Here is a 24,490-nt window from a genome sequence, read left to right on the forward strand (position 1 = left end):
ACGGCCGGTGATCAGGCGGCGGGCTCGTCGGGGGCGCCCTCGCGGCTGGACAGCAGGCGGCGCAGCGACTCCAGGCGGGCCGGGTCGGCGTTGCCCGCGGCCGCCCAGGCGTCGAGCGCGCAGCCGTCGCCGAGATGGGTGCAGCCCTTCGGGCAGTTGACCGTGCCCTCCACCAGGTCGGGGAAGGCGGCCAGCACGGTCTCGACCGACACGTGGGCCAGGCCGAAGCTGCGCACCCCCGGCGTGTCGATGATCCAGCCGCCCTCGGGCAGCTCCAGCGCGACGGCCGAGGTGGAGGTGTGGCGGCCGCGGCCGGTGACCGCGTTGACGTGCGAGACCGCGCGGTTGGCATCGGGCACCAGGGCGTTGACCAGGGTGGACTTGCCCACGCCCGAATGGCCCACCAGCACGCTGATGCGGCCGGCCAGGTGGTCGCGCAGCTCGTCGAGGGAGCCGCCCTTGTGGACCACGATGTGCGGCACGCCCAGCGGCTCGTACAGGGCGACCAGCTCGTCCGGCGAGGCGAGGTCGGACTTGGTCAGGCAGAGCAGGGCGTCGATCTCGGCGTCGAACGCCGCCACCAGGATCCGGTCGATCATCCGGGGCCGGGGCGGCGGGTCGGCCAGCGCCGTGACGATCACGAGCTGGTCGGCGTTGGCCACGACCGGCCGCTCGATGCCGTCGGTGTCGTCGGTGTCGTCGGCCGAGCGGCGCAACATCGAGGTGCGCGGCTCCACCCGGACCACCCTGGCCAGCGTGTCGGGGCGGCCCGACACGTCGCCGACCAGGGCCACCCGGTCGCCGACCACGATGCCCTTGCGGCCCAGCTCGCGGGCCTTCATGGCGACCACGAGCCGGCGCTGCTGCTGCTTGCGCTTGTGGCCGCGCTCGGGCTCGACCAGGGTGGTGTAGCGGCCCCGGTCGACGGCGACCACGAAGCCCTCCACGGCGTCCTCGTGCGCGGGACGGATGCGGGTGCGCGGGCGCGAGCCCTTGCCCGGCCTGACCCGTACGTCGTCCTCGTCGTACTCCCGCTTTCTCAGCGGTCCGCTCCCATGCGCTCGCTTCCTCTCACGCCGGACCCTCCTGCGAAGTGCCCCCGCCGCCTGCCGTGAAACGCGCGATCATCGCCGCTCATCGGGCCTCCAGCATCGCCGCCCACATCTGGACGAACTCCGGCAACGTCTTGGCGGTCGTCGCGATGTTCTCCACCTCCACGCCCGGCACCGCGAGGCCGATCACGGCCCCGGCCGTGGCCATGCGGTGGTCGTCGTAGCTGTGGAACACGCCGCCGCGCAGCGGGCGAGGACGGATGAGCAGGCCGTCGGCCGTCTCCTCCGCGTCGCCGCCGAGGGCGTTGATCTCGTTGGCCAGCGCGGCCAGCCGGTCGGTCTCGTGGCCGCGCAGGTGGCCGACCCCGCGGATGCGGCTCGGCGTGGTGGCCAGGGCGGCCAGCGCGGCGATCGTGGGGGTCAGCTCGCCCACCTCGTGCAGGTCGGCGTCGAGGCCCTTGACCTCGCCCGTGCCGGTGACGACCAGGTCGTCGCCGTCGCGGGTCACCGTGGCGCCCATGGTGGTGAGCAGGCCGCGCAGCGCGTCGCCCGGCTGGGTGGTCTCCGCCGGCCAGCGGGGGACCGTGACCGTGCCGCCCGTGACCAGCGCGGCGGCCAGGAACGGCGCCGCGTTGGACAGGTCGGGCTCGACCGTCATGTCCCTGGCCGCGATCGGGCCCGGCTCCACCCGCCACACGTCGCGCTCGGTGTCGTCGACCCTGACCCCGGCCTCGCGCAGCATGTGGACGGTCATCTCGATGTGCGGCTGGGAGGGCACCGGCGGGCCGACGTGCCGGATCGTCACGCCCTTCGCGAACCGCGCGGCCGTCAGCATCAGCCCCGAGACGAACTGCGAGGAGCCGGAGGCGTCGATGGTGACCTCGCCGCCGGTCAGCGGCCCGGTGATGGTGAACGGGAGCGCGTCGTTGTCGATGCGCGCCCCGAGCGCGCGCAGGGCGTCGAGGATCGGGCCCATCGGACGCCTGCGGGCGTAGGGGTCGCCGTCGAAGAAGACCGAGCCGTCGGCCAGCGCCGCCATCGGCGGGACGAACCGCATGACCGTGCCCGCCAGCCCGGCGTCGATGCGCGCGCCGCCGCGGACCGGGCCCGGCGTCACCTCCCAGTCGACCGCGTCGGTGGTCTCGCGCACGGCCGTCAGCGTGGCGCCGAGCGCGCGCAGGGCCGACACCATGAGGTCGGCGTCGCGGCTGCGCAGCGCCTGGCGCACGACGCCCGGACCGTCGGCCAGTGCGGCGAGCAGCAGCGCCCGGTTGGTGACGGACTTGGAGCCGGGCAGGCGGACGGAGGCGTTGACGGGCGTGTCGGCCGTCGGCGCGGGCCAGTGCTGAGCGGGCATGTCCAAAGCCTACTGGGCCTGGTACGGCGCGTTCACGGCCTGTGGACGACGCGTCGCCCTTCCGCGAAGCGAAGCCGTCCCGGCCGGAGGCGAAGCCGCGAGGCGAGGCCCGGACGTATGGCAATGTGGGGACATGTGCGGTAGATACGCCTCGGCGCGCAAGAAGCACGAGCTGCTGGAGGAGTTCCAGGTCGAGCTCGACGGCGAGCCCGACAAGGAGCTGGGCGCCGACTTCAACGTGGCCCCCACCAAGAACGTCTACGCGGTCATGAGCCGGACCTCCAAGGAGGACGAGCACGCGGTCCGGCAGCTCAGGATCGTCAGGTGGGGCCTGGTGCCGGTCTGGGCCAAGGACCCGTCGATCGGCTCCCGGCTGATCAACGCCAGGGCCGAGACGCTGGCCGAGAAGCCGTCGTTCCGGCAGGCGTTCGCCAAGCGCAGGTGCCTGATCCCGGCCGACGGCTACTTCGAGTGGATGGCCGTCGAGGGCGAGAAGAAGAAGCAGCCGTACTTCATCCACCCGGCCGACGGCGGCGTGCTGGCCATGGCCGGCCTGTACGAGTTCTGGAAGGACCGCACCCGCGACGACGACGACCCGCTCAAGTGGCTGGTGACCTGCACGGTCATCACCACGGACGCGGAGGACCAGCTCGGCCGCATCCACGACAGGATGCCCATGATGATCGAGCGCGACCGCTGGGCCGACTGGCTCGACCCGGGCCTCACCGACACCGAGCGCGCCTCACGACTCCTGGTGCCCGCGGAGGCCGGGAGGCTGGCGGCATATCCCGTTTCTACTGATGTCAATAATGTCCGGAACAATGGGCCGGATCTCATCAAACCGCTTCCCGACGAGGAGGAAGCCGGTCTTTTCTAAAGGTGTAAGAAGCATGGTAAGTGGGCATTCGGTGAGGAAAGCGATGCGACCGTTCACACGGTGTCACCGCCACAACATGCCCCTAATTGCGCCGGGCGGGACAATCGGGGAGTCCTAGCCGCGGGCTTCCCCCTTTTCACCCGGAGGTGCGGATTCGTGGACGTCACGACCGCTCGTAAGCGGCTCGAAGACATGCTCGCGGAGCTGGACCGCTCGATCGGGGTCCTTCAGGGCGACCCCGTCGCGATCCGCGAGCACTCGGCGGCCGACGCGGGCTCCGACCTCACCGACGCCGACCGCGCGCAGGCCATGCTCACCGTGGCGACCGCGCAACGCCGCGCGGTGACCGAGGCGATCAGGCGCCTGGACGAAGGCGCGTACGGCAGGTGCGTCGACTGCGACAAGCCGGTCCCCGAGGGCAGGCTGGAGGCCCGCCCGGAGGCCGCCCGCTGCGTGCAGTGCCAGGGGAAACGCGAACGCCGCCGCTGACCCGCGCAGAAACCGAAGGCCGCCGGACGAGGAGAACGGCGGCCCTCGGGAAGCCGGGCGGCGGGTCAGCTCTTGCGGGCGCTGGCCACCAGGTGGATGCCCACCGTGTCGTCGTCGTCGGGATGGGCGTCGAGCTCGGTGCGCACGAGCCAGGTCAGGGCCCGTCCGTCGGACCCGAGCACGTGGTCCACCGTGGACGGCGACAACACCGTGCGCGGCCGCATCCACTCCACCTCCAGCCCGGCCCCCATCAGCAACTCGCGGAGCTGGCCGCTGCTGAAGCAGCGCGTGATGCTGCCGTCGGGCCAGGGCACCAGCATGACCTCGCCGGTCTGCCGCAGGTGCTGCCACTGCTCCTGCTCGGCCAGGATCGCCATGCCGAGCACCAGCGAGTCGACGCACACCAGCGCGCGCCCGCCCGGACGCAGCACCCGGGCCACGTCGCTCATCGCCGACTCGGCCATGAGCTCGATCGACATCGCGCGTTCCTCGGCGACCACCGCGTCAACGCTCTCGTCGGGAAGAAAGGCCAGATCATCGGCGCGTACGTGCCGAACCCGGTCGGCGTCCCGCAAACGGGACTGCGCGTCCACGGTCCGGCGGAAGTCGAGCACCTCGATCACCCGGTGTCCCGCCCTCGCGGCCTGGCCGGACCAGCGTCCGCGGCCGCCGGACAGATCGAGGATCACCGACGGTTCGCCGGGGAGCCAGCGGTTCAGTTGCTCGGCGGCGACGGCGCGGTAGAAGGTCCAGTACGGCCCGAGCGTCCCAGAGCCGTTCAGTTCCTCGGCCGGAATGGGCAGCACACGCGACTCCTGAGTTCCGGAAAAAGGGCTACCAGCCGGTACGTATGGACGTTCCCCGCACCGGGTCCTCTGTACCTTCTATCTTGCGGGAACAGACAAGGGCGCGGGCGTGTTGCGACGAGCATGCTCACATTGGAAAGACCGCGCCCCGATGACCAGGAGGTCATCGGCCAGCGGGTATTCTCCCCTGAGTACGGTGTACCGCCACAGCCGGCCACCGGTGATCTTAGGGGGGTGGGTCCGGTGCCCGCGACAGGCGCGGAGACTCTGGAGCAGCGCAGCGAGCGGTTCGAGCGCGACGTCATGCCGTATCTCGAACAGCTCTACTCCGCCGCGCTCCGGATGACCCGGAATCCAGCGGACGCGGAGGACCTGCTTCAGGAGACCTTCGCCAAGGCGTTCGCGTCGTTCCACCAGTTCCAGCAGGGCACGAACCTCAAGGCGTGGCTCTACCGGATCCTGACGAACACGTTCATCAACAGCTACCGCAAGAAGCAGCGTGAGCCCAAGCAGTCCGGCACCGAGGAGATCGAGGACTGGCAGCTCGCGCGCGCCGAGTCCCACACCTCCAGCGGGCTGAAGTCGGCCGAGGTCGAGGCGCTGGAGCACCTCCCCGACGGCGACATCAAGCAGGCGCTCGCGGCGCTGCCGGAAGAGTTCAGGATCGCCGTCTACCTCGCCGACGTCGAAGGCTTCCCCTACAAGGAGATCGCCGACATCATGGGCACTCCCATCGGCACCGTGATGTCCAGGCTGCATCGGGGACGCAGGCAGCTCCGGGGCCTCCTTGAGGACTACGCCCGCGAGCGCGGCCTGGTCCCCTCGGAGGGATCGAAATGAGCTGTGGCAACCCGCACGACACCGACTGTCGCGAGGTACTGGACAAGGTCTACGCCTATCTCGACGGCGAGCTGACCGAGGGTGACGTCTCCGACATCCGCGTGCATCTCGACGAGTGCAGCCCGTGCCTGAAGGAGTACGACCTCGACAAGGCGGTCAAGGCGCTCGTGGCCAAGCACTGCGGCTGCGACCCCGTCCCCGCCGATCTGCGTTCCAAGGTGCTGGCGCGGATCGAGCAGGTGAGGTCGGAGCTGGCCGACTAGGATTCACGCCATGCGCGTCCTAGTCACCGGTGGTGCCGGTTTCATCGGGTCGAATCTCGTCGACCGCCTGCTCGCGGACGGACACGAGGTCGTCGCCGTAGACGACCTGTCCTCCGGCAGCAGGGACAACCTGGTCAACGCCGCCGAGAGCGACCGTTTCAGCCTGCACGTCCTCGACGTGCGCGACCCGGCGATCATCGGGCTGGCGGCCGAGCTGCGGCCCGAGGTCATCTGCCACCTGGCCGCCCAGATCAGCGTACGCAAGAGCGTCGCCGACCCCGTCCACGACGCCCGGCTCAACGTCGAGGGCACCGCGTCGGTGCTGACGGCGGCCAAGGAGGGCACCACGCGCAAGGTGGTGTTCGCCTCGTCGGTGGCGGTCTACGGCCGGCCCGCCACGATCCCCGTGCCCGGCGACGCGCCCACCGACCCGCGCTCGCCGTACGCGGCCTCCAAGCTGAGCGCCGAGACCTACCTGGCGACCTTCCGCGCCCTCTACGGCCTGGAGTACACCACGCTGGTGCTCTCCAACGTCTACGGGCCGCGCCAGTCGCCCGACGGCGAGGCCGGCGTCGTGTCGATCTTCACCGACGCCCTGCTCAACGGCACCCCCACCGTCCTCTACGGCGACGGCACCCAGACCCGCGACTACGTCTACGTCGACGACGTGGTCGACGGCTTCGTCCGGGCCTGCGGCAGCGAGGGCAACGGCCGCCGCTTCAACCTCGGCACCGGCATCCAGACCACCGACAGGCGCCTGCACTCGCTGATCGCCGACGCGGCCGGGGCCCACGACAAGCCGGGCTTCGCGCCCCCGCGCGTCGGCGACCTGCCGGCGATGGCCGTCGATCCGGTGCCCGCCCACGAGGGGCTTCGCTGGGAGCCGCGCACCGACCTGCCGACCGGCGTGAAGAACACCGTGGCCTGGGCGCGGAGTCGCGCCAGGTAGTTGCTTGATTACACTTTGCTTGCGATTTCCCGCTCGGCCCGTACGGTGACGTCCTCTTCTGTAGCGTGAGCTCCAGAAGTCGACGTGGAGGCATGTGGGATGTTGAAGGACAGGTTCACCCGGTCGCTCGCCGCCGTCATCGTGGTCACCTCGATGGTGGTCCTGGCCGGCATCGGCGCGCTTCCGCCAGGGGTTTCCTGGACCTGACCGCCGTAGGGGGCCGCAATGCGTGACCTGCCCTGGCCCGCGAGGGTCTACCTGGTCGCCGTGATCGCGGCGGCGGCCGCTCTCATCGGGCACAGCGCGATCGTCTCCGGCCCGCTCGTGGCGCCGGAGAATCTGGACATCCTGCTGGTGCTCGCGCTGCTCTTCCTGGTGTGCGAGTCGATGCCGACGCTGCTCAACGTGGAGCAGTTCGCGGTGTCGGTGAGCTTCTCGGCGTCGCTGGCCGCGGTCGTGCTGATCGGGCCGGAGGGCGCGGCGCTGGTGGGGCTCACCGCCGCGGTCAGCGTGCGGCCGGGGCTGCCGCTGATCAAACGGCTGTTCAACGGCGCCCAGTTCGCCATCTGCGGCTACGCCTCCGGCTGGGTCTACGAGTGGCTGCATGGCACGGTCGGGGTGCCGCGGGTCAACGAGTTCGACAGCCTCATCGGCCCCTACGCCGCCGCGACCGCCGTGTTCGTGCCGCTCAACATCGTGCTCACGCTGACCATGATCAGCCTGGCGACCAGTGTGCGGGCCACGGAGGTGCCGCTGCGTGGCATGGTCCAGTTCCTGCTGTCCTACCTCGGTTACGGCACGTTCGGGCTGCTGGTGGCCGGGTTGTGGGCGACCGTGCAGTCGATCTCGGCGGTGCTGGTGCTGATGCCGCTGTTCGTGGCCCGATGGGCGTTCGGCCAGTACCACGCCCAGCAGCGCTCGTACGACGCCACCATCGCCGCGCTCTGCCAGGCCGTCGAGACCAAGGACTACTACACCCGGGGCCACTGCACGCGCGTCTCGCTCGCCTCCAGCATGATCGCCGAGGAGATCGGCATGAGGCTCGAACGCCTGCGCGCCATCCGCTACGCCGGCATGCTCCACGACGTCGGCAAGCTGGGCGTGCCCACGAAGGTGCTGCAGAAGGACGGCCCGCTCACCGAGGGGGAGCTCGCCGCGATCCAGCTCCATCCGATGCGCGGGCTGGAGATCGTCCGCGGCATCGGCTTCCTCGACGAGGCCTACGCCGGGATCATGCACCACCACGAGCGCCACGACGGCACCGGCTACCCGATGGGCCTGGCCGGCGACGAGATCCCCGAGTTCGCCAAGGTGATCGCGGTGGCCGACGCGTTCGACTCGATGACCTCCGACCGTTCCTACCGGGGGGCGCGCCCGGTCGAGGTGGCGGTGGAGGAACTGCGCAAGTGCGCCGGCACGCACTTCGACCCGGTCATGGTGGCCGCGTTCATCCGGGCGCTGGACCGTAATCCCTGGCAGCCGCCGCGCCGGGTCGAGGCGCCGCCGCCCGACGCCGCCGAGGCGACGATCAAGGACCACGACGACCCGACGATGCCGATCCAGGTCGTGAGCGGGCCATGACCACCACAGAGCGCGCCCGGCGCGCCGACAGGACGCCGACCACGGTCCTGCGCCGGCTCGACTCCGGCCAGTTGCTGCTGATCTGCGCGGCCGGTCTGGTCGCCGTCGCGGGCGTGGCGCACACGGCGGCCGTCGGGCTCGACCGTCCGGAGATCGCCATCGGGTTCGGCGCGTTGATCGCGGTCGGCGAGCTGGCCCGGCTGACCATGCCGGGCAACAGGGAGGTCGCGCCCATCGGCGCCGCCGCGGCGCTCGGCTACACCCTGCTGCTCGACCTCAGCCAGAACCAGTTGCGCCACTCCGCGCTGCAGGTCGTGGCCGTGATCGCGGCCGGGATGGTCGCGGGCGCGCTGCCCCACCTGGCCGTCGGCCGGCCGCCGCGGCTCGACGCGATGGCCCGCCGCCTGCTCACCGGCGCGCTGCTGGCCTTCGCCTTCCGCCCGCTGGCCGACCCGCTCTACCAGCTCACCAAGCCGCCGCCGGGCGCCCACACCTGGTGGCCGGCGCTCGTGGTGATGGTCTCGCTGATCACGGTGACGCTGCTGGTCGACGTGCTGATCGCGGCGCTGCTGCGGGCCGAGCGGCTGCGCACCGCGTTCCGGGTGGCGGTGCGCGACGAGATCAACATGGCGTTCCCGCTGGGGGCCGCGGTGGCCGCCTCCGGCGTGCTGCTCGCGCTCGCCACGCACAGCATGGACCTGGTGGCGCTGCTGGTGTTCGCCGCACCGCTGCTGGTCACGCAGGTGGCCTTCCGCAAGTACGCCGGCATCCGCGCCACCTACCTGCAGACCGTCCGCGCCCTGTCGCGGGTCACCGAGGTCGGCGGCTACGTCGAGCCCGGCCACTCGCGCCGGGTGTCCCGGCTGGCCGTGGCCATCGGCCGGGAGTTGGGCATGGCCGAGCCCGAGCTGCTGGAGCTGGAGTACGCGGCCCTCATGCACGACATCGGCCAGCTCTCGCTGCGTGATCCCATCCCGGGCGGCGCCACCGTGCTGGCCGATCCGGAGCAGGCGCGGCGCATCGCCGAGCTGGGGGCCGAGGTGATCAGGCAGACGGGCGTGCTCGACCGGGTGGCCGAGGTGGTCCGGAGGCAGTGCGACGAGATCGCCGACGACCCGCCGCTGTCCAGCCGCATCATCAGGGTCGCCAACGCCTACGACGACCTGGTGGGCCCGTCCACCGATCGCGACCGGTCGGGGGCGGCGCTGGAGCGCATCGGGCTCACGGCGGGCAGTGCGTACGACGCCGCCGCGCTCGACGCCCTGGCCCGGGTGGTCGGCAGAGGCCGCGTCTAGCTGATTGCCCACCTTTGTGGGGTTTCTACAGATCGTTCTCCGTTGATCGGTACTTCACGGGAAGGGGGACGAGCCGACGGCGGTCATAGGGTTGTCCGCGTGATTGCTGAGACGCTCGGACCCGTTCTGATCGCCAACCGGGGGGAGGTCGCCCGGCGGATCATCCGTACGGTCAGGCGGATGGGCCTGCGTGCCGTCGCCGTCCATTCCGAGGCCGACGCCGGGCTGCCGTTCGTGCGCGAGGCCGACGAGGCGGTGCTGATCGGCCCGGCCGATCCCGCGCAGAGCTATCTCGACCCCGCCAGGGTGCTGGACGCGGCCCGCGCCACGGGAGCGGGCGCGGTGCACCCCGGTTACGGCTTCCTGTCGGAGAGCGCCGCGTTCGCGCGGGCGGTGATCGAGGCCGGTCTCGTGTGGATCGGGCCGTCGCCGGAGTCCATCGACCGCATGGGCGACAAGATCAACGCCAGGAACCTCATGGAGCAGGCGGGCGTGCCCGTCGCCGCGGGCACCAGGGAACCGGTCACCGACCTGGTCGCGGCGCTCGACGCGGCCGAGCTGATCGGCTACCCGGTCATGGTCAAGACCGCCGGCGGCGGTGGCGGGATCGGCATGAGCGTGGCCCGTGACGACGCCGGGCTGGCCAAGGCGTTCGAGCAGGCGGCAAGAGCGGCGGCCCGGTTCGCCGCGGCGGCCGCGGCGGGCGGCGCGGGCGACGCGCTGGCCGGGCCCGCGGTGCTGCTGGAGCGCTACGTCGAACGTGCCCGCCACGTGGAGGTGCAGATCCTCGGCCTGCCCGACGGCCGGGTGCTGGCCCTGGGCGAGCGCGACTGCTCGGTGCAGCGCCGCCACCAGAAGGTCGTCGAGGAGTCGCCGTCCCCCGGCATCGGCCCCGAGCTGCGCGACCGCATGCTGGCCGCGGCCGTGCGGGCCGGCGAGGCCGTCGGCTATCTCGGCGCGGGCACGGTCGAGTGCCTGGTCGACGCCGACGCCCAGGACTTCGTGTTCCTGGAGATGAACACCAGGCTGCAGGTCGAGCACCCGGTCACGGAGCTGGTCACCGGCCTCGACCTGGTGGAGCTGCAGCTCCGTGTGGCCGCCGGGGAGAGCCCGGAGATCACGGTGGCGCCCGAGGGGCACGCGATCGAGTTCCGGGTCTACGCCGAGGACCCCAAGCGCTTCCTGCCCGGGCCCGGCCGCATCACCACCTGGGACGAGCCCGCCGGCGACGGCGTCCGCGTCGACTCCGGCTACGCGGCGGGCAACACGGTGACCATGTTCTACGACCCGCTGATGGCCAAGCTGTGCGTGCTCGGGGCCGACCGTACCGAGGCGCTGGAACTGGGACGCAAGGCGGTCGCGGAGTTCACCGTCGAGGGGCCGAAGAGCAATCTGCCCTTCTGCGCCGAGCTGCTGGAGAACCCGGCATTCGTCGCGGGAGACTACGACACGGGTCTGGTCGGGCGAATGCGGGCCTGACCCGGTCGACATTGTTGGTGGCGTCGGAAGAGGAGAGCACCGGTGGCCGAGGTACGCGCCGAGATGGTGGCGAACGTGTGGAAAGTGGTCGTCCGGGAGGGCGAGGCGGTCTCCGAGGGGGACACGCTGGTCATCCTCGAGTCGATGAAGATGGAGATCCCCGTGCTCGCCGAGGACGAGGGCGTGGTGTCGCAGATCGAGGTGGCCGAGGGCGACGTGATCCAGGAGGGCGACCTGATCGCCGTCATCGACTGAGGCGGGCCAGGAACCTGGCGCGGTCGACGACCACCCGCTCGACCATGCCCCGGCCCACGAGCGTGCCCTGCCGGTCGCGGGCCTCGAAGGCGAAGACCAGGCGCCGGCCGTCCACGCCGATGAGCTCGGCGGTGAGCTCGACGTGGTCGCCGACGGCGCTGGCGGCCAGGTGTTCGAGCTCGACCCGGGTGCCGACGGACGTCTCGCCCTCGGCCAGGTGCGGGCGCACGGCCTCGACGGTGGCGCGTTCGGCCAGCGCGAGCAGCCTGGGCGTGGCCAGCACGGGCACGTCGCCGCTGCCGGCCCGCTCGGCTGTGTCGGATCTCTCGACCATGGTGAGCAGTTGCGAGCGCAGGCCAGGTGAGAGCGTCATGGGGGTCAGCCTACCCAGGGCGGTTCTGATCTCCAGGAAACGCGGACAACACCGCCCATAAGGCTCCAGGATAGGGTTTGTACGGCTTGCGGCATATGAGTGGCATATGGGGCTCCTGGGACAGGTACACTCTCGGGGTTTCCGTGACCACTGTGTTACCTCACCGCGACAAAAGTTCGCTTTGTTGGAGAACCGCGGGGTGGGCGAGGTTACCGATGTAGGGGGGTAGCGGGGGAGTCATGGTTGCCCAAGGCACGACGCTGGCGGGGCGGTATCGACTGGATACCCGCATCGGCGCCGGCGGCATGGGCGAGGTGTGGCGAGGCGAGGACATCGTGCTCGCCCGCACCGTCGCCGTCAAAGTGCTGCTCCCAGGCCGCATGGATGATCGGGGATTCGTCGCCAGGTTCCAGGGGGAAGCCAGGGCGATGGCCACGATCAACCATTCCGGCGTGGTCGACGTCTACGACTACGGGGTGAGCGGCGACACCGTCTACCTCGTGATGAAGTTCGTGGACGGGGAGCCGCTCGACCGGCTGCTGGCCCGGCTCGGCCGGATCCCGCCGCAGGCGGCCATGGAGCTCATCGCGCAGGCCGCCTCGGCCCTGCAGGCGGTGCACGACCAGGGGATCGTGCACCGCGACGTGAAACCGGGCAACCTGCTCGTGCAGCGCGACGGCACGCTGGTGCTCACCGACTTCGGCATCGCCCGTTCCGACCTGGCCAACCGGCTGACCGACGCCGGCATGGTGCTGGGCACGGCCGCCTACTGCGCGCCCGAGCAGGCCGAGGGCGCGCCGGTCACGCCGGCCGTGGACATCTACGCGCTCGGCGTGGTCGCCTACGAATGCCTGCTGGGACAGCGGCCGTTCGACGGTGACAGCGCGGTCACGATCGCGCTCAAGCACATCCGCGAGGCCCCGCCGCCGCTGCCCGCGGACATCCCGCCGCAGATCAGGACGCTGGTGGAGGTGGCCCTGTCGAAGGACCCCGCCCGGCGTTTCCCGACGGCGAAGGCCATGAGCGAGGCGGCCCGCGCGGCCGGGCAGGGTCAGGCGATCACGCCGGTGGCCGAGATCGCGCCGCCGGCCACGGGCGCCACGATGGCCGCGCCGCCCGAGTCGTACCAGACCGGCGCCTACCAGACCGGCGCCTACCAGACGGGCCACTCCCAGCAGACGGGCGCCCACCAGCCGGGTCAGCCGCCCGCCTACCCGGGAGGACAGCCGCCGGCCGGGGGCAACGCGTTCCAGACGGGGGCGCACCTGCCGGCCTCGTCGGAGGAGACCACCGCCGCCGTCGGCGAGCGCCGCCCGGGTGGCCGCCGCGCCGCCAAGGCGCCGCGCAGGACCGGCCTGGTCGTCGGCCTCGCGGTCGCGGTGGTGCTCGGCGTGGGCGCGGGTGCGGTCGCGCTGACGGGCATGGTGCCCGGCGCGCCGACGCCGACCGTCACGGCCTCCAACGACGGCAACAGCGACGACATCCCCGGCCCGACGAAGAACGGTCCCACGAAGACCAAGCCCCCGACGAGGACCCCCACGAGGACGGCCGTGCCGCCCACCACCAGGCCGCCCACGCGCGACGAGACCGAGGAGCCGACGGAGACCGAGGAGCCGACGAGCACGCCCACCACCACCCCGACCACCACGAAGGGACCGACCAAGTCGCCGTCGAGCACGCCGACGACGACGGTCAAGAACATCACGGTGCCCAAGGTCGCCGGGCTGCCCTTCCTCAAGGGGCAGGAGATGGTCGAGGCCGCGGGGCTGCTGGTGCGCGTCCGCGACTCGTCCGTGACCACCGACGACCCCGCCTGCCGCAGGATCACCAAGACGGTGCCGGCCGGCGGCACGGTGGTCCCGGAGACGAAGGTGGTCACGCTCTACGTCATCGACGGCATCTGCACGACGCCGACGCCGTCGCCGACCCCCACGGCCACGCCGAAGTCGTAGGGGGTCAGATCCCCGTCGTGTTGCGGGGGTAGGCGACCTGCGGGTCGGTGGCGATGTTCACCATGTACGGGATGCCGGAGTCGAACGCCCTGCGCAGCGCCGGGCCGATCTCCGACGGCTTGGTGACCAGCTCGCCGCCGCCGCCCAGGGCGGTCACGACCTGGTCGTAGCGGCACTGCGGCTGGAGGTCGGCGGCCACGTCGTAGCCGTACAGGAGTTGCATGGGGTGCTTCTCCAGGCCCCACATGCCGTTGTTGCCGCAGATCATGACGACCGGCAGCCGGTGGCGGACGAGGGTGTCGACGTCCATCAGGGAGAAGCCGGCGGCGCCGTCGCCGAGCAGGAGCACGACCTGCGCGGACGGGCGGGCCAGGCGGGCGGCGATGGAGTAGCCGAGCCCGGTGCCGAGGCACCCGTACGGGCCGGGGTCGAGCCAGTTGCCCGGCTGCCTGGGCTCGACGTACTTGCCGGCGTAGGAGACGAAGTCGCCGCCGTCGCCGATCACCACGGCGTCGTCGGCCAGGACCTTGCCCAGCTCGCCGTAGATGCGCATGGGGTGGATCGGGTCGGTGTCGGCGGCCAGCAGCTCGGCGTCGTCCTCGATCGCCGCGGCGGCGGCCTCGGACAGCGTCGACAACCAGGGGGCGTACGAGCTGGGCTTGACCCCCGCGTCGCCGCAGGCCGTGCCGAGGCTCCACAACACCACCGACAGGTCGCCCGCGGCCTTGGCGGCGGGCTGCATGTGGGTGGCCAGCTGCGAGGGCGCGTCGGCGATGTGCACGACGCGGGCCGGCGGCGCGCCGTCCTTGCCGCCGAACCAGCCGTAGCCGAGCCGGAAGTCGAGCGGGGTGCCGATCACGATGACCAGGTCGGCCTGGGAGAAGGCCAGGCCGCGGGCGCGGGTGACGAGCAGCTCGTGCCCGGCGGGCAGGATGCCGCGGCCCTGGCCGTTGGGGATGACCGGCAGCCGCCAGTTCTCGGCGAAGTCGCGCGCTGCCTCCTCGGCCCGGTCCATCCACACGTCGGAGCCGTAGACCAGCACCGGGCGCTCGGCCTCGGACAGCAGCCGGGCGATGGCGGCCAGGTCGTCGGGGTCGGGCTCCAGCGGCGAGGGCGACTGCGTGTGCACCTCGTGGGCGGGCGAGGGGGCGAACAGGTGGTCCATGTAGAAGTCGAGGAAGACCGGGCCGCGCTGGGGCGCGACGGCGGTGCGGAAGGCCGACTCGACGTCCTGGCCGATCGAGTCGGCGCCGGAGGCGGTGAACGACAGCTTGGTGATCGGGCCGAGCAGCGGCGGGTGGTCCATCTCCTGAAGGGCGCCGCTGCCCCAGCGCGACTGCGGCGCGCGGCCGCCCATGACGACCACCGGCGAGCCGTTGAAGTGCGCGGTCGCGATGCCGCTGACGCCGTTGGTGATGCCGGGCCCGGCGGTCAGCACGGCCAGGCCGGGCTTCCTGGTCAGCCGGGCCGTCGCCTCGGCGGCGAAGACCGCGCTCTGTTCGTGGCGTACGTCGAGGATGCGCATGCCCTCGTGGACCGCGCCGTCGTACAGCGGGAAGACGTGGCCTCCCGAGAGCGTGAACATGGTCTCGACGCCGTAGGCCTTGGACACGGCGACGGCGACGTCACCGGCGTGCTTCGCAGACTCCATGCCGGGAACTTACCAACCAGTGATAAGAGTAAACAGATCTTAAGGCTTGCGTCCGACCGCGCCGTAGCCTTCCACCTCGTCGGGCACGCCCGCGGTCGCCGGTCGCCAGCGCGAGACCGACACCAGACCGGGCTCGACGAGCTCCAGGCCGTCGAAGAAGCGCGCGATCTGCTCGGGGCTGCGCTGCACGTACGGCAGCGCGCCGCTGTCGTTGTACCGGTCGTGGGCGTCCCTGTTGGCCTGGCTGTGCACGTTCGTGCCGTCGTTGAGCGCCAGGTAGCTGCCGGCGGGCAGGGCGTCCAGGAGCTCGCCGACGATCGCGAGGGCGCTCTCGTCGTCGGTGACGTGGCCCATGATGCCGCTCAGGTTGAGGGCGACCGGCCGGCCGAGGTCGAGGGTCTTGCCGGCCGCACGGAGGATCACGCCGGGGTCGCGCACGTCGGCGTCGATGTAGTCGGTCGCGCCCTCGGGCGTGCCGATCAGCAGGGCGCGGGCGTGGGCCAGCACGAGCGGGTCGTTGTCGACGTAGACGACCCGGGACTCCGGCGCGAGGCCCTGGGCGATCTCGTGGGTGTTGTCGGCGGTGGGCAGGCCGGTGCCGATGTCGAGGAACTGCCGGATCCCGGCCTCGGCCGTCAGGTACGCGATCGTGCGCCTCAGGAACGCCCTGGACTCGCGGGCGCCCTCGCGCATGCCCGGGAAGATCTTCAGGAACTCGTCGCCCGCGATCCTGTCGACCTCGTAGTTGTCCTTGCCGCCGAGCCAGTAGTTCCAGATGCGGGCGGAGTGGGGGACGCTGGTGTCGATCCCGGCCATGAAGGCTCCTTCGGGTGATGTCGCTCGGGTTACAAACCTAGACGATCTCCACTATCCGCAGCAGACGCGGACCGACCCGAGCGGCGCCCGCGCCTCGATCTTCCTGGGCGCGCCCTTCGCCGCGTCGACCTCCACCTCGGTGCGGCGGCCCTCGGTCGTCACGTCGTAGGTCTCCGGCGGCAGCCGCAGGTCGATGTCGCCGGTGGCCCGCGCGACGGCCCTGACCGCGAGGGGCGGGTTGGCGAAGTCGAGCCGTACGTCGCCCGAGCCGGTCTCGACGTCGGCCTGGCCGCCGAGCATCGCGTTGCCGGAGACGGACCCGGAACCGGATCTGGCCCAGACCTCGCCGGTGACGCCGTCGGCCCGCACGTTCCCCGACACGGTCGTCAGCCGCACGGCGCCGACCACGTTGCTGACCGCGAGGTCGCCGACGGTCGTCCGGGCCTCGACCCCGGTCTCGAAGGGCACCAGCAGCGTGTAGTCCGCCTGGCACACGGGACCGTCCGGCCGGGGCGCGGTCCCGCACCGGATGTCCAGCCGCAGGGTGTCGCCGTTCCAGTCCTCGGTGATCACCGGCCGGTCGATCGAGGTCCAGCCCACGGACCGGTAGATCGTCAGCTCTCCCGCGGGGCCCGGCACGATCTCGACGTTCACCTCGCCGCTGCCCGTCGTGACCTTCAGCGTGTCCAGCGCGAACGGGACCGACCTGGCCCGCGTCTCCTGCGGCGCGGTGGCCCGCGCGAACCCGTTCCAGACCAGCAGGACGGACAGCAGCAGGGCGGCCACCGTCGCCAGGGCCCCCGCCGTCAGCCAGATGGTCCTCACGGCATGCTCCTGATCTTGAGGAACTGCAGGACGGCGAGGACCCGGCGGTGATCGCCCTCCGCGAGGGGCAGGTCGAGCTTGGTGAAGATGTTGCCGATGTGCTTGCCCACGGCGCCCTCGCTGAGCACGAGCGCCTGGCCGATGCCGGCGTTCGAGCGGCCCTCGGCCATGAGCTTGAGCACCTCGTGCTCGCGTGGCGTCAGCCGTTCCAGCGGGTCGCTGTCGCCGCGCAGCAGGAGCTGGGCGACGACCTCGGGGTCGAGGGCGGTGCCGCCGCCGGCGACCCTGCGCAGGGCGTCGATGAACTCGGCCACGTCGGCCACCCGGTCCTTGAGCAGGTAGCCGACGCCGCCGGTCGCGGTGGCCAGCAGGCGGGCGGCGTAACGTTCCTCGACGTACTGGGAGAGCACCAGCACGGCCAGGCCGGGATGCTGGCGGCGCAGCACGAGAGCGGCGCGCAGCCCCTCGTCGGTGTGCGTGGGCGGCATCCGGACGTCGGTGATCACCAGCTCCGGCCGGTGCTCCTCGACGGCCCGCAGCAGGCCCTCGGCCTCGTCCACGGCCGCCACCACCCGCATGCCGGACGCGTCGAGCAGCCTGATCAGCCCCTCGCGCAGCAGGACGGAGTCCTCGGCCAGCACTACTCGCACGGCAGCTCCACCTCGATCGTGGTCGGCCCGCCGAACGGGCTGGACAGGCGCAGCGTCCCGTCCACGGAGTCGATGCGCTGGGCCAGGCCGCGCAGGCCGGTGCCGCCGTCGAGCCGGGCGCCGCCGCAGCCGTCGTCGTGGACGAGCACGTGCAGGCGGTCGCGCTCGCGCCGGACCGTCACCTCGGCCCTGGTCGCGGCGGAGTGTTTGGCGATGTTGGTCAGTGCTTCGGACACGATGAAGAAGGCCACCGCCTCGATGGTCGGGGAGGCGCGCCGGTCGATGTCGACGCGCAGGCGTACGGGGAGAGGGGCACGGGCCGCGACGCCGGACAGCGCCGCGTCGAGCCCCTGGTCGTTGAGCACGGCCGGATGCAGGCCGCGGACGAAGTCGCGCAGCTCCTTGAGCGCCTGCTTGGCCTCCTCGTGGGCCCGCTCGATCGCCTCACGGGCGGGCTCGGGCAGGTCGGTGAGGGTGGCCCTGGCCAGGCCGAGGTTCATGGCGAGCGAGACCAGGCGCTGCTGGGCGCCGTCGTGCAGGTCGCGCTCGATCCTGCGGCGCTCGGCGTCGGCGGCGTCGATCACGCCGGCCCGGCTCTCGGTCAGCGTCTCGATGCGCTGCCCCAGCTCGCTGCGGCTGGGCCCGAGCAGCGTGCGCGCCACCGACAGGTCGAGCGCCGCCATGCCCCTGGCCAGGACCGGGGCGAGCAGCAGCAGCACCAGGCCGGTCGCCATGGAGATCCCCACGATGACCGGATCGCGCAGATCGACGAGGAACACCAGCGGCGGCGCCTGCACCCGCGGCGGCACGAACGACAGCAGCCCCACCACGGCCCCGCCCCACGCCAGCGCGACGAGGAAGGCCGCCGCCGCGCCCACGAAGGGCGACAGCAGGTGGTAGGCGATCTGCCGCCAGGTGGCCGCCCTGCGCCAGCCGGCCGGCGCCACCGGCGGCGGGATGCGTACGTCGAGGAAGGCCGCGAACCTGGACCGCTGCACCCGGGTGAACACCGGGACGCCGCGTCGCAGCACCGGCGGGGCCACGGCCAGCACCAGCGTCAGCCCGCCGAGCACCACGGCGACCGGCAGCCCGATCATCACGTGCGACGTGTCGAGCCAGGCGCGCGCCGACCAGGGACGGGGGACTTTCATCCGTCAAAGGTATTGACCCACCAGACCCTGACGAAATGGGCCTGGTGTGCCGGTGGACGGTAGAGCTAGCCCCACCCTCGAACAATTGCCGCATACCGAACATCTCACTCCAAAACAGAGCAAGGGGAGGTTCGGATGTTCGCAGCAGGGGTCGCCGCGCTGGCGGCCGCGTCCACGGTCCTGGGCGGGTTACCGCACGGCATGTTGTTCCTGGAGAAGCACCCGCCCGCCAAGCAGTGGGAGACCTACACCGTCAAGAACTCCGTCGCGCTGCCGCTCCAGCTCGACCCGTGCCTGTCCTACCGGCGGCGGGACGGCGGCCGGCTGGAGGCGCGGGCCGTCCGCTACTCCAGCGAGGACGAGATGAAGTACGAGCAGCTCGTCGTCTACCGGAGCGTCCGGCACGCCAAGGCCGCCATGCGCATCCTGCGCGCGGACCTCAGGCGCTGCGCAGACGTGGGCAAGGGCGTCAACCGCCACCGCTACTTCACCAAGCCCCTGGACGTGGGCGACGACGCCCTGCGCGCCGGCGGCCGGTTCTTCGAGAGCGGCGAGCACGCGGTCGCGGTCAGGCGCGGCGCGGCCCTCTACATCGTCGGCGAGTCGGCCTGGCCCACGAGAAGCCTGCCGCTCAAGGGTTTCCGGGGGCTGATCGACCAGGCGCGCCGGATGACCGTCAAGGTCTGCCGCCTGCCCGAGGCCGCCTGCTAGAGCACCCCCACCCGCCGCTTGAAGGCGGACGGGTCGAAGGAACCGCCCAGCGTGGCGCCCAGCCCCTCGCGCGCCGGCTGAGCGAACGCCTCGCGGCCGAGTCGCCCGACCCCTTCGGGCAGCACTCCCGCCAGCGGCCGCGCGGCCAGCATCTCCAGGTCGGCGACGTTGCTCCGCTCGGTGACCCCGGCCTCCTCCGGCCAGCGCCCGATCACCACGCCCGCCAGGTCGAGCCCGCGGTGCGCCAGCGCCTCCAGGGTCAGCGCCGTGTGGTTGAGCGTGCCGGCCCCGGCCCCCGCCACCACCAGCACCTGCGCGCCCACCAGCCGGGCCAGGTCGGCGATCGTCGCGCCGTCCTCGTCGAACCGCACCAGGAGGCCGCCGGTGCCCTCCACGACGACCAGCCGGTTGCTCTCGGCCAGCTCCTCGACGAACCGGGCGGCGGCCGTCAGCGACACCGGCGGCACCCCGGCCACCCGCGCCGCGGCGGCCGGCGAGAGCGGCTCGCCGAAGCGCGCCAGCTCGAACGTGGTGCTCACCCCGGAGAGCCGGATCACGTCGTCGAGGTCGCGCCCGCCGCCGGTCTGTGCCGGCTTCACCACGGCGACGGACGCCCCCCGCTCCCTGGCCAGGGCGGCCACCGCGGCCGTCACGACGGTCTTGCCCACGCCGAAATCGGTGCCGGACACGACGAGAACGCTCATCGTCCCAGCCTAGAAGCCGCCGTCCGCCATCCCGGTCAGGGGCGCCGCAGGCGCGTGACGAACTTGTACCTGTCGCCGCGGTAGAGGGACTGCGCCCACTCCACCGGGTTGCCGTCGGCGTCGAAGGCGTGGCGGGTCAGCAGCAGCATCGGCAGGCCGACGTCCACGCCCAGGGCCTTGGCGTCGTACGGGGTGGCGAGCACGGTCTCGATGATCTCCTCGGCGTCCGTGAGCCGTACGTTGTAGGCGTTGTGCAGCGTCTCGTACAGGGAGGCGTGCACCTCCAGCTCCCGCCGCAGGCGGGGGAAGCGCCGCGCGGACAGGTGGGTGGTGTCGATCGACACCGGCTCACCGTTGGCCAGCCGGAGCCGGTGGATGCGCAGCACCCGGCCGCCGGGGTTGATGGCCAGCCGCCGCGCCAGGGCCTCGTCCGCGGTGATGTAGCCGATCTCCAGGATCTTCGTGTCCGGCTCCAGGCCCGCCGTGCGCAGGTCGCCGATGTAGGAGGTGAGCTGGAGCACCTGCGCCACCTTCGGCTGGGCCACGAACGTGCCCTTGCCCTGGATGCGCAGCAGCCTGCCCTCCACGACCAGCTCGGTCAGCGCCTGGCGGACGGTGGTGCGCGAGGTCTCGAACCGCACGGCCAGCGTGCGCTCGGGAGGCAGGGCGGTGCCCGCGGGCAGGCTCTTGGTGAGCTCCAGAAGACTGCGTTTCACGTCGTAGTACTTGGGAACGCGGGGGCCGTCGTCGGTCACGCTCTCACCTTCACTTCTGGCACGGCGGTGAGGGCGTGTCTGATCACCGCGAGATCATCGGAACTCATATCGGCCCGAGCGGTCAACCACCTGGGAGGACGGCATATCCGCACGGAGCGCGCACACCGCCAAGTACGCGCGAATCCGGGCAGCTCAGACTGATTGTGAAGGATATCCACAGCAGCGTGCGCGATCGCAACCGAGGCCGGTGTCAGGCCCGCGTCGTCGAGGAGCCACCCGCCCGTGTCGATCACCTCCGGCAATGCCCGTGAAGCCCCGTCATGGGGATCGAGCGATCCCGCCGTGTGACGGTTCTCACAGTATGAGATTCCCCGAAAGTCGCGGCGGGTGCACGGTGCCGCACCCGTGCCGCACCCGTGCCCCGCCGTGCGGAGTCCTTCCCCGGCCAGGAGCTGGGCATTCGATCAGGGGGTCGGTTTGGCTCTTGGCGGCGAAAGCACGCATGATGCACTCGTGCCGACTCTCAGCGACCTCGTCGCCCGCCACACCGCACTCGACGAGGCGGACCTCGACTGGCTGCACTCGCTGGTCTCCGACTGGCAGCTGCTGGCCGACCTGTCCTTCGCCGACCTCATCCTGTGGGCGCCGCTGCTCGGTGAGAACGGCTGGATCGCCATCGCCCAGATGCGCCCCACCACCGGCCCCACCGTCTACCACGACGACATCGTCGGCAGCGTGGCCGCCAAGGGCGAGCGCCACCTCATCGACACCGCCTGGAACGAGCGCCGCATCTGCCGCGAGGGCGATCCCGACTGGTCCACGGGGGTCCCGGTGCGCGAGGAGACGATCCCGGTGCGCCGGGCGGTCGACAACGGCGAGGGCCGCTTCCTCGGGGTGATCCAGCGCTCCACGAACCTGTCCTCGGCCCGCACCCCGTCCCGGCTGGAGCTGACCTACCTCCAGAGCGCGTCCGACCTGGCGCAGATGGTGGCCGAGGGGCGCTTCCCGTTCTCGGGGGAGGAGCCGATCCTGGTCCGCTCGCCCCGCGTCGGCGACGGCCTGCTGCGGCTCGACCGGGCCGGGCGGGTCACGTACGCCTCGCCCAACGCGTTGTCGGCCTACCGGCGGCTGGGCCTGCACGCCGACCTGGTCGGCGCCGAGCTGGGCCGGGTGACGGCGACGCTGTGCTACTCCGACGAGCCGATCAACGAAGACCTGATGATCGTGGCCAGCGGGCGCGCGGCCAAGGAGACCGAGGTCGAGTCGGGCGGCACGATCGTGCAGCTCAGAGCCATCCCGCTGATCGTCGGCGGCGGTCGCATCGGCGCGCTCGTCCTCATAAGGGACGTCACCGAGCTGCGGCGGCGCGAGCGCGAGCTGATGACCAAGGACGCCACGATCCGCGAGATCCACCACCGCGTGAAGAACAACCTCCAGACGGTCGCCGCGCTGCTGCGGCTCCAGGCGCGGCGCCTGCAGGTGCCCGAGGGCCGCGAGGCGCTGGAGGAGGCCGTGCGCCGCGTCGGCTCGATCGCCATCGTGCACGAGACGCTGTCGCACGCGCCGGAGGAGTTCGTCGACTTCGACGAGATCGCCGACCGGGTGATCGCGATGGCGGGCGAGGTGTCGGCGGCCGAGGCGGCGGTCACGCCCCGCCGGGTGGGCGCGTTCGGCGTGCTGCCCTCGCTCATCGCCACGCCGCTGGCCATGGCGCTGACCGAGCTGCTGCAGAACGCGTTGCAGCACGGGCGTCCCAAGCGGATGGAGGTGCTGGTCGAGCCCGCCCCCGACCGGCTCAACGTCACCGTCTGGGACGACGGGCGCGGCCTTCCTGCGGACTTCGACCTCGACAAGTCCACCAGTCTGGGGCTGCAGATCGTCCGCACGCTGGTGGAGGGGGAGCTGTCGGGCAAGCTCACGATCGAGCCGCGGAAGGGCGGCGGCACGCACGTGGGGTTGTCGATCCCGTTGCCGTCCGCGTGAGGCTCCGTGGGGCCGGGCGACCGCCCTTCAGGGGCGGCGCCCGGTCCGTACGAGCCTGGCCGCCGCGTACACGACGCGACGGGGTCTTGGCGGAAACGTCGATCACGCCAAGCTGGGCGGCTCCTGCGGGGAAAGCAGGGTCGATCGGAGGTGTGGATCAGGTGGGGCAGATCAGGCTGGGCAGATCAGACTGGGCAGATCAGGCGGAGGCGCGGGCGCGGGCGGTGCGGCGCTTGAGGGCGCGGCGCTCGTCCTCGCTCAGGCCGCCCCAGACGCCGGCGTCCTGTCCGGACTCCAGCGCCCACTTCAGGCAGGCGTCGACGGCCGGGCAGGACCGGCAGACCTGCTTGGCCTCTTCGATCTGCATCAGGGCAGGGCCGGTGTTGCCGATCGGGAAGAACAGCTCGGGGTCCACGTCACGGCAGGCAGCTCGGTGGCGCCAGTCCATGCGTCCACTCCTTAGTAGATGGAACCTTTGGTCGGCTCCGTGCGGCTACTACTTTGTGAAGAGTTTCACTAACTCGCGCGAACAATTACCCGAATCCAGGTGTTGGACCGGGGTTGTCCGCCTGACGGCCGGAGGGCCTTGGGGTTGTTAAAGGTCCTACGTTCCGACGTCAGTCTTGAGCCTTCCAGCCACGGAGAGTGCACGCAAGGGGGTTGGGGCGAAGTTTTGGCGGTTATGGATGTCGGATGCGTCACACAATGACCGAATGTAACCAGCTAGACCAGAACTTGTAACGCGTTCGGGGTAGACCGGAACGTTACGGATTCGCGTTCGCCCAGGTAGTCCCCGTCCAGCTGGAAGGCCACGGGACGGTCGGCGGCGAGGGTGAACTCGGCCTCGTCGTGCAGCTGGACGAGGTGCTTGCCGGAGGGGACGGCGTCACTCTCCGTGAGGATCTGCCGGATCAGCCCGGCGATCTGGATGGGCCCCATCCGCCTCAGCCCCAGCAGGTCGAGCCCCGTCTCGAAACTCGCCCAAGGCGTCGGCGTCACCGGCTTGGCCCCCAGGTACGTCCACGGCGAGGTGTTGGTGATGATCGCCATGAACACGCCCTCGGCCGCCGGGATGCCCGGCCCGGTCAGGGTCATCGGGGCGTGCCGTTTGTCCGTGGCCAGATAGTGCCGCAGAGCGGTGTTCACATACCGGGCAGGAGTGGCCTTCCTCCCCGTGCCCCGCAGGCCCTCCACGGCCCGTACGACCTCGGCGTCGTAGCCCATGCCCGCGCAGAACGTGAAGTACCGGTTCTCTCCCTCCCAGAGCGCCTGCCCCAGGCCCACGGTCCGGCGCCGGCCCTCTCTCAGCGCCTCCAGGACCGCGCCGGTGGCCTCGACCGGGTCGTTAGGCAGGCCGAGGGAGCGGGCGAACACGTTCGCGCTGCCGCCGGGGATCACGATGAGGCCGGGACGGCCGGAGCTCGGATCGTCGGCCGGCGGGACGTCGTGGCCGTTGACCGGGTTGAGCAGGCCGTTGACGGTCTCGTTGATCGTGCCGTCGCCGCCGAGCACCGCGACCACGTCGAAGCCCTTGGCGCGGGCCGTGGCCGCCAGCGTCGCGGCGTGCCCCCGGTAGCCGGTCTCCTCCACCGACAGCTCCACGGCCGCGCCCAGCGCGCGGATCAACACGTCCCTCGTGCGGGCGTTGGTGGTGGTGGCCTTGGGATTGACCAGCAACATTGCGCGCATATCGCCAGCGTAGTCGCTGATCGCCG

General features: G+C 71.6%; 25 protein-coding genes. 12 read left to right on the plus strand and 13 right to left on the minus strand.

Annotated features, from left to right (window positions below; all coding sequences use genetic code 11):
• Positions 1 to 11 precede the first annotated feature (11 nt).
• Complete coding sequence (rsgA, locus tag ABZ444_RS41825; protein WP_358009585.1) at positions 12 to 1,043, minus strand: ribosome small subunit-dependent GTPase A; 1,032 nt, start codon at positions 1,041 to 1,043, stop codon at positions 12 to 14.
• 91 nt (positions 1,044 to 1,134) lie between these two features.
• The gene (gene aroA / locus ABZ444_RS41830; RefSeq protein WP_358009511.1) at positions 1,135 to 2,409 is read right to left on the minus strand and encodes a 3-phosphoshikimate 1-carboxyvinyltransferase; all 1,275 of its coding nucleotides are present in this window, start codon (positions 2,407 to 2,409) and stop codon (positions 1,135 to 1,137) included.
• Between the two features lie 133 nt (positions 2,410 to 2,542).
• On the opposite strand from aroA, the gene ABZ444_RS41835 reads away from it, so the two are divergent.
• Together ABZ444_RS41835 and ABZ444_RS41840 are read left to right on the plus strand one after the other, a co-directional pair.
• Positions 2,543 to 3,286: an SOS response-associated peptidase gene (locus ABZ444_RS41835; protein ID WP_357985091.1), complete on the plus strand. Its 744-nt coding sequence runs from the start codon at positions 2,543 to 2,545 to the stop codon at positions 3,284 to 3,286.
• A 156-nt stretch (positions 3,287 to 3,442) separates the two neighbouring features.
• A complete protein-coding gene (locus ABZ444_RS41840; protein ID WP_358009513.1) occupies positions 3,443 to 3,775 on the plus strand; it encodes a TraR/DksA C4-type zinc finger protein in 333 nt (110 codons plus the stop codon).
• A gap of 65 nt (positions 3,776 to 3,840) precedes the next feature.
• Here ABZ444_RS41840 and ABZ444_RS41845 read toward each other — a convergent pair whose 3' ends face one another.
• On the minus strand, positions 3,841 to 4,581 hold the full coding sequence (locus tag ABZ444_RS41845) for a methyltransferase domain-containing protein (protein WP_352322877.1): 741 nt from the start codon (positions 4,579 to 4,581) through the stop codon (positions 3,841 to 3,843).
• A gap of 234 nt (positions 4,582 to 4,815) precedes the next feature.
• Here ABZ444_RS41845 and ABZ444_RS41850 point away from each other — a divergent pair, with 234 nt between their 5' ends.
• The 7 genes from ABZ444_RS41850 (at position 4,816) to ABZ444_RS41880 (ending at position 11,243) form a co-directional block, all read left to right on the plus strand.
• A complete protein-coding gene (locus ABZ444_RS41850) occupies positions 4,816 to 5,421 on the plus strand; it encodes a sigma-70 family RNA polymerase sigma factor (protein ID WP_358009515.1) in 606 nt (201 codons plus the stop codon).
• Complete coding sequence (gene rsrA, locus ABZ444_RS41855) at positions 5,418 to 5,684, plus strand: mycothiol system anti-sigma-R factor (RefSeq protein WP_358009517.1); 267 nt, start codon at positions 5,418 to 5,420, stop codon at positions 5,682 to 5,684. Before ABZ444_RS41850 ends, rsrA begins: the two co-directional genes overlap by 4 nt.
• A gap of 10 nt (positions 5,685 to 5,694) precedes the next feature.
• Positions 5,695 to 6,633, plus strand: a complete 939-nt coding sequence (locus ABZ444_RS41860) for an NAD-dependent epimerase/dehydratase family protein (protein WP_358009519.1) — start codon at positions 5,695 to 5,697, stop codon at positions 6,631 to 6,633.
• Positions 6,634 to 6,858: 225 nt separating this feature from the next.
• Complete coding sequence (locus ABZ444_RS41865; RefSeq protein WP_357985082.1) at positions 6,859 to 8,214, plus strand: HD-GYP domain-containing protein; 1,356 nt, start codon at positions 6,859 to 6,861, stop codon at positions 8,212 to 8,214.
• Entirely contained in the window at positions 8,211 to 9,509 is a 1,299-nt protein-coding gene (locus ABZ444_RS41870) for an HD domain-containing phosphohydrolase (protein ID WP_358009521.1), read from the plus strand. Before ABZ444_RS41865 ends, ABZ444_RS41870 begins: the two co-directional genes overlap by 4 nt.
• A gap of 99 nt (positions 9,510 to 9,608) precedes the next feature.
• Positions 9,609 to 10,988, plus strand: a complete 1,380-nt coding sequence (locus ABZ444_RS41875; protein ID WP_358009523.1) for a biotin carboxylase N-terminal domain-containing protein — start codon at positions 9,609 to 9,611, stop codon at positions 10,986 to 10,988.
• A 42-nt stretch (positions 10,989 to 11,030) separates the two neighbouring features.
• Positions 11,031 to 11,243: a biotin/lipoyl-binding carrier protein gene (locus ABZ444_RS41880; protein WP_358009525.1), complete on the plus strand. Its 213-nt coding sequence runs from the start codon at positions 11,031 to 11,033 to the stop codon at positions 11,241 to 11,243.
• Here ABZ444_RS41880 and ABZ444_RS41885 read toward each other — a convergent pair.
• On the minus strand, positions 11,233 to 11,616 hold the full coding sequence (locus ABZ444_RS41885) for a thioesterase family protein (protein ID WP_358009527.1): 384 nt from the start codon (positions 11,614 to 11,616) through the stop codon (positions 11,233 to 11,235). The two genes, ABZ444_RS41880 and ABZ444_RS41885, sit on opposite strands and share 11 nt — an antisense overlap.
• Positions 11,617 to 11,855: 239 nt before the next feature.
• Between ABZ444_RS41885 and ABZ444_RS41890 the strand changes: the two genes are divergently transcribed.
• Positions 11,856 to 13,568, plus strand: coding sequence for a protein kinase (locus ABZ444_RS41890; protein ID WP_358009529.1), 1,713 nt, complete (start codon positions 11,856 to 11,858; stop codon positions 13,566 to 13,568).
• Positions 13,569 to 13,572: 4 nt separating this feature from the next.
• Here the strand turns inward: ABZ444_RS41890 and ABZ444_RS41895 are convergent, their stop codons facing one another.
• From ABZ444_RS41895 to ABZ444_RS41915, 5 genes are read right to left on the minus strand one after another with little or no spacing between them, the layout of a single operon-like run.
• Positions 13,573 to 15,219: an acetolactate synthase gene (locus ABZ444_RS41895; RefSeq protein WP_358009530.1), complete on the minus strand. Its 1,647-nt coding sequence runs from the start codon at positions 15,217 to 15,219 to the stop codon at positions 13,573 to 13,575.
• A 39-nt stretch (positions 15,220 to 15,258) separates the two neighbouring features.
• The gene (locus tag ABZ444_RS41900; RefSeq protein ID WP_358009532.1) at positions 15,259 to 16,035 is read right to left on the minus strand and encodes an SAM-dependent methyltransferase; all 777 of its coding nucleotides are present in this window, start codon (positions 16,033 to 16,035) and stop codon (positions 15,259 to 15,261) included.
• A 51-nt stretch (positions 16,036 to 16,086) separates the two neighbouring features.
• The gene (locus ABZ444_RS41905) at positions 16,087 to 16,860 is read right to left on the minus strand and encodes a DUF4097 family beta strand repeat-containing protein (protein ID WP_358009534.1); all 774 of its coding nucleotides are present in this window, start codon (positions 16,858 to 16,860) and stop codon (positions 16,087 to 16,089) included.
• Complete coding sequence (locus ABZ444_RS41910; RefSeq protein WP_357985055.1) at positions 16,857 to 17,510, minus strand: response regulator transcription factor; 654 nt, start codon at positions 17,508 to 17,510, stop codon at positions 16,857 to 16,859. Before ABZ444_RS41910 ends, ABZ444_RS41905 begins: the two co-directional genes overlap by 4 nt.
• Complete coding sequence (locus ABZ444_RS41915) at positions 17,501 to 18,661, minus strand: histidine kinase (protein WP_358009536.1); 1,161 nt, start codon at positions 18,659 to 18,661, stop codon at positions 17,501 to 17,503. The genes ABZ444_RS41910 and ABZ444_RS41915 overlap by 10 nt, the downstream gene beginning before the upstream one ends.
• A 135-nt stretch (positions 18,662 to 18,796) precedes the next feature.
• Here ABZ444_RS41915 and ABZ444_RS41920 point away from each other — a divergent pair, with 135 nt between their 5' ends.
• Positions 18,797 to 19,372: a hypothetical protein gene (locus ABZ444_RS41920; RefSeq protein ID WP_358009538.1), complete on the plus strand. Its 576-nt coding sequence runs from the start codon at positions 18,797 to 18,799 to the stop codon at positions 19,370 to 19,372.
• On the opposite strand, the gene bioD is transcribed toward ABZ444_RS41920, so the two are convergent.
• Positions 19,369 to 20,076 (minus strand): dethiobiotin synthase, encoded by a 708-nt coding sequence (bioD, locus tag ABZ444_RS41925; protein ID WP_358009540.1) that lies wholly within the window; start codon positions 20,074 to 20,076, stop codon positions 19,369 to 19,371. The two genes, ABZ444_RS41920 and bioD, sit on opposite strands and share 4 nt — an antisense overlap.
• Positions 20,077 to 20,111: 35 nt before the next feature.
• A complete protein-coding gene (locus ABZ444_RS41930; RefSeq protein ID WP_090772855.1) occupies positions 20,112 to 20,831 on the minus strand; it encodes a GntR family transcriptional regulator in 720 nt (239 codons plus the stop codon).
• A gap of 474 nt (positions 20,832 to 21,305) precedes the next feature.
• Between ABZ444_RS41930 and ABZ444_RS41935 the strand changes: the two genes are divergently transcribed.
• On the plus strand, positions 21,306 to 22,775 hold the full coding sequence (locus ABZ444_RS41935; RefSeq protein ID WP_358009542.1) for a histidine kinase N-terminal domain-containing protein: 1,470 nt from the start codon (positions 21,306 to 21,308) through the stop codon (positions 22,773 to 22,775).
• Positions 22,776 to 22,974: 199 nt separating this feature from the next.
• Here the strand turns inward: ABZ444_RS41935 and ABZ444_RS41940 are convergent, their stop codons facing one another.
• On the minus strand, positions 22,975 to 23,223 hold the full coding sequence (locus ABZ444_RS41940) for a WhiB family transcriptional regulator (RefSeq protein WP_358009544.1): 249 nt from the start codon (positions 23,221 to 23,223) through the stop codon (positions 22,975 to 22,977).
• Between the two features lie 275 nt (positions 23,224 to 23,498).
• Positions 23,499 to 24,464 carry a diacylglycerol kinase family protein gene (locus tag ABZ444_RS41945; RefSeq protein WP_358009546.1) on the minus strand — a complete coding sequence of 322 codons (966 nt, stop codon included), beginning with the start codon at positions 24,462 to 24,464 and terminating at the stop codon, positions 23,499 to 23,501.
• Between the last annotated feature and the right edge of the window lie 26 nt (positions 24,465 to 24,490).

The sequence above is a fragment of the Nonomuraea sp. NPDC005730 genome, assembly GCF_040630865.1.
Taxonomy (GTDB): domain Bacteria; phylum Actinomycetota; class Actinomycetes; order Streptosporangiales; family Streptosporangiaceae; genus Nonomuraea.

Excerpts from the sequence above, each read along its gene's own strand:
- aroA (WP_358009511.1), bottom strand. The coding sequence starts at position 2,409 with ATGCCCGCTCAGCACTGGCCCGCGCCGACGGCCGACACGCCCGTCAAC.
- ABZ444_RS41860 (WP_358009519.1), top strand. The coding sequence starts at position 5,695 with ATGCGCGTCCTAGTCACCGGTGGTGCCGGTTTCATCGGGTCGAATCTC.
- ABZ444_RS41900 (WP_358009532.1), bottom strand. The coding sequence starts at position 16,035 with ATGGCCGGGATCGACACCAGCGTCCCCCACTCCGCCCGCATCTGGAAC.
- ABZ444_RS41870 (WP_358009521.1), top strand. The coding sequence starts at position 8,211 with ATGACCACCACAGAGCGCGCCCGGCGCGCCGACAGGACGCCGACCACG.
- ABZ444_RS41885 (WP_358009527.1), bottom strand. The coding sequence starts at position 11,616 with ATGACGCTCTCACCTGGCCTGCGCTCGCAACTGCTCACCATGGTCGAG.
- ABZ444_RS41915 (WP_358009536.1), bottom strand. The coding sequence starts at position 18,661 with ATGAAAGTCCCCCGTCCCTGGTCGGCGCGCGCCTGGCTCGACACGTCG.
- rsrA (WP_358009517.1), top strand. The coding sequence starts at position 5,418 with ATGAGCTGTGGCAACCCGCACGACACCGACTGTCGCGAGGTACTGGAC.
- ABZ444_RS41865 (WP_357985082.1), top strand. The coding sequence starts at position 6,859 with ATGCGTGACCTGCCCTGGCCCGCGAGGGTCTACCTGGTCGCCGTGATC.
- ABZ444_RS41920 (WP_358009538.1), top strand. The coding sequence starts at position 18,797 with ATGTTCGCAGCAGGGGTCGCCGCGCTGGCGGCCGCGTCCACGGTCCTG.
- ABZ444_RS41890 (WP_358009529.1), top strand. The coding sequence starts at position 11,856 with ATGGTTGCCCAAGGCACGACGCTGGCGGGGCGGTATCGACTGGATACC.
- bioD (WP_358009540.1), bottom strand. The coding sequence starts at position 20,076 with ATGAGCGTTCTCGTCGTGTCCGGCACCGATTTCGGCGTGGGCAAGACC.
- ABZ444_RS41945 (WP_358009546.1), bottom strand. The coding sequence starts at position 24,464 with ATGCGCGCAATGTTGCTGGTCAATCCCAAGGCCACCACCACCAACGCC.
- ABZ444_RS41835 (WP_357985091.1), top strand. The coding sequence starts at position 2,543 with ATGTGCGGTAGATACGCCTCGGCGCGCAAGAAGCACGAGCTGCTGGAG.
- ABZ444_RS41895 (WP_358009530.1), bottom strand. The coding sequence starts at position 15,219 with ATGGAGTCTGCGAAGCACGCCGGTGACGTCGCCGTCGCCGTGTCCAAG.
- ABZ444_RS41940 (WP_358009544.1), bottom strand. The coding sequence starts at position 23,223 with ATGGACTGGCGCCACCGAGCTGCCTGCCGTGACGTGGACCCCGAGCTG.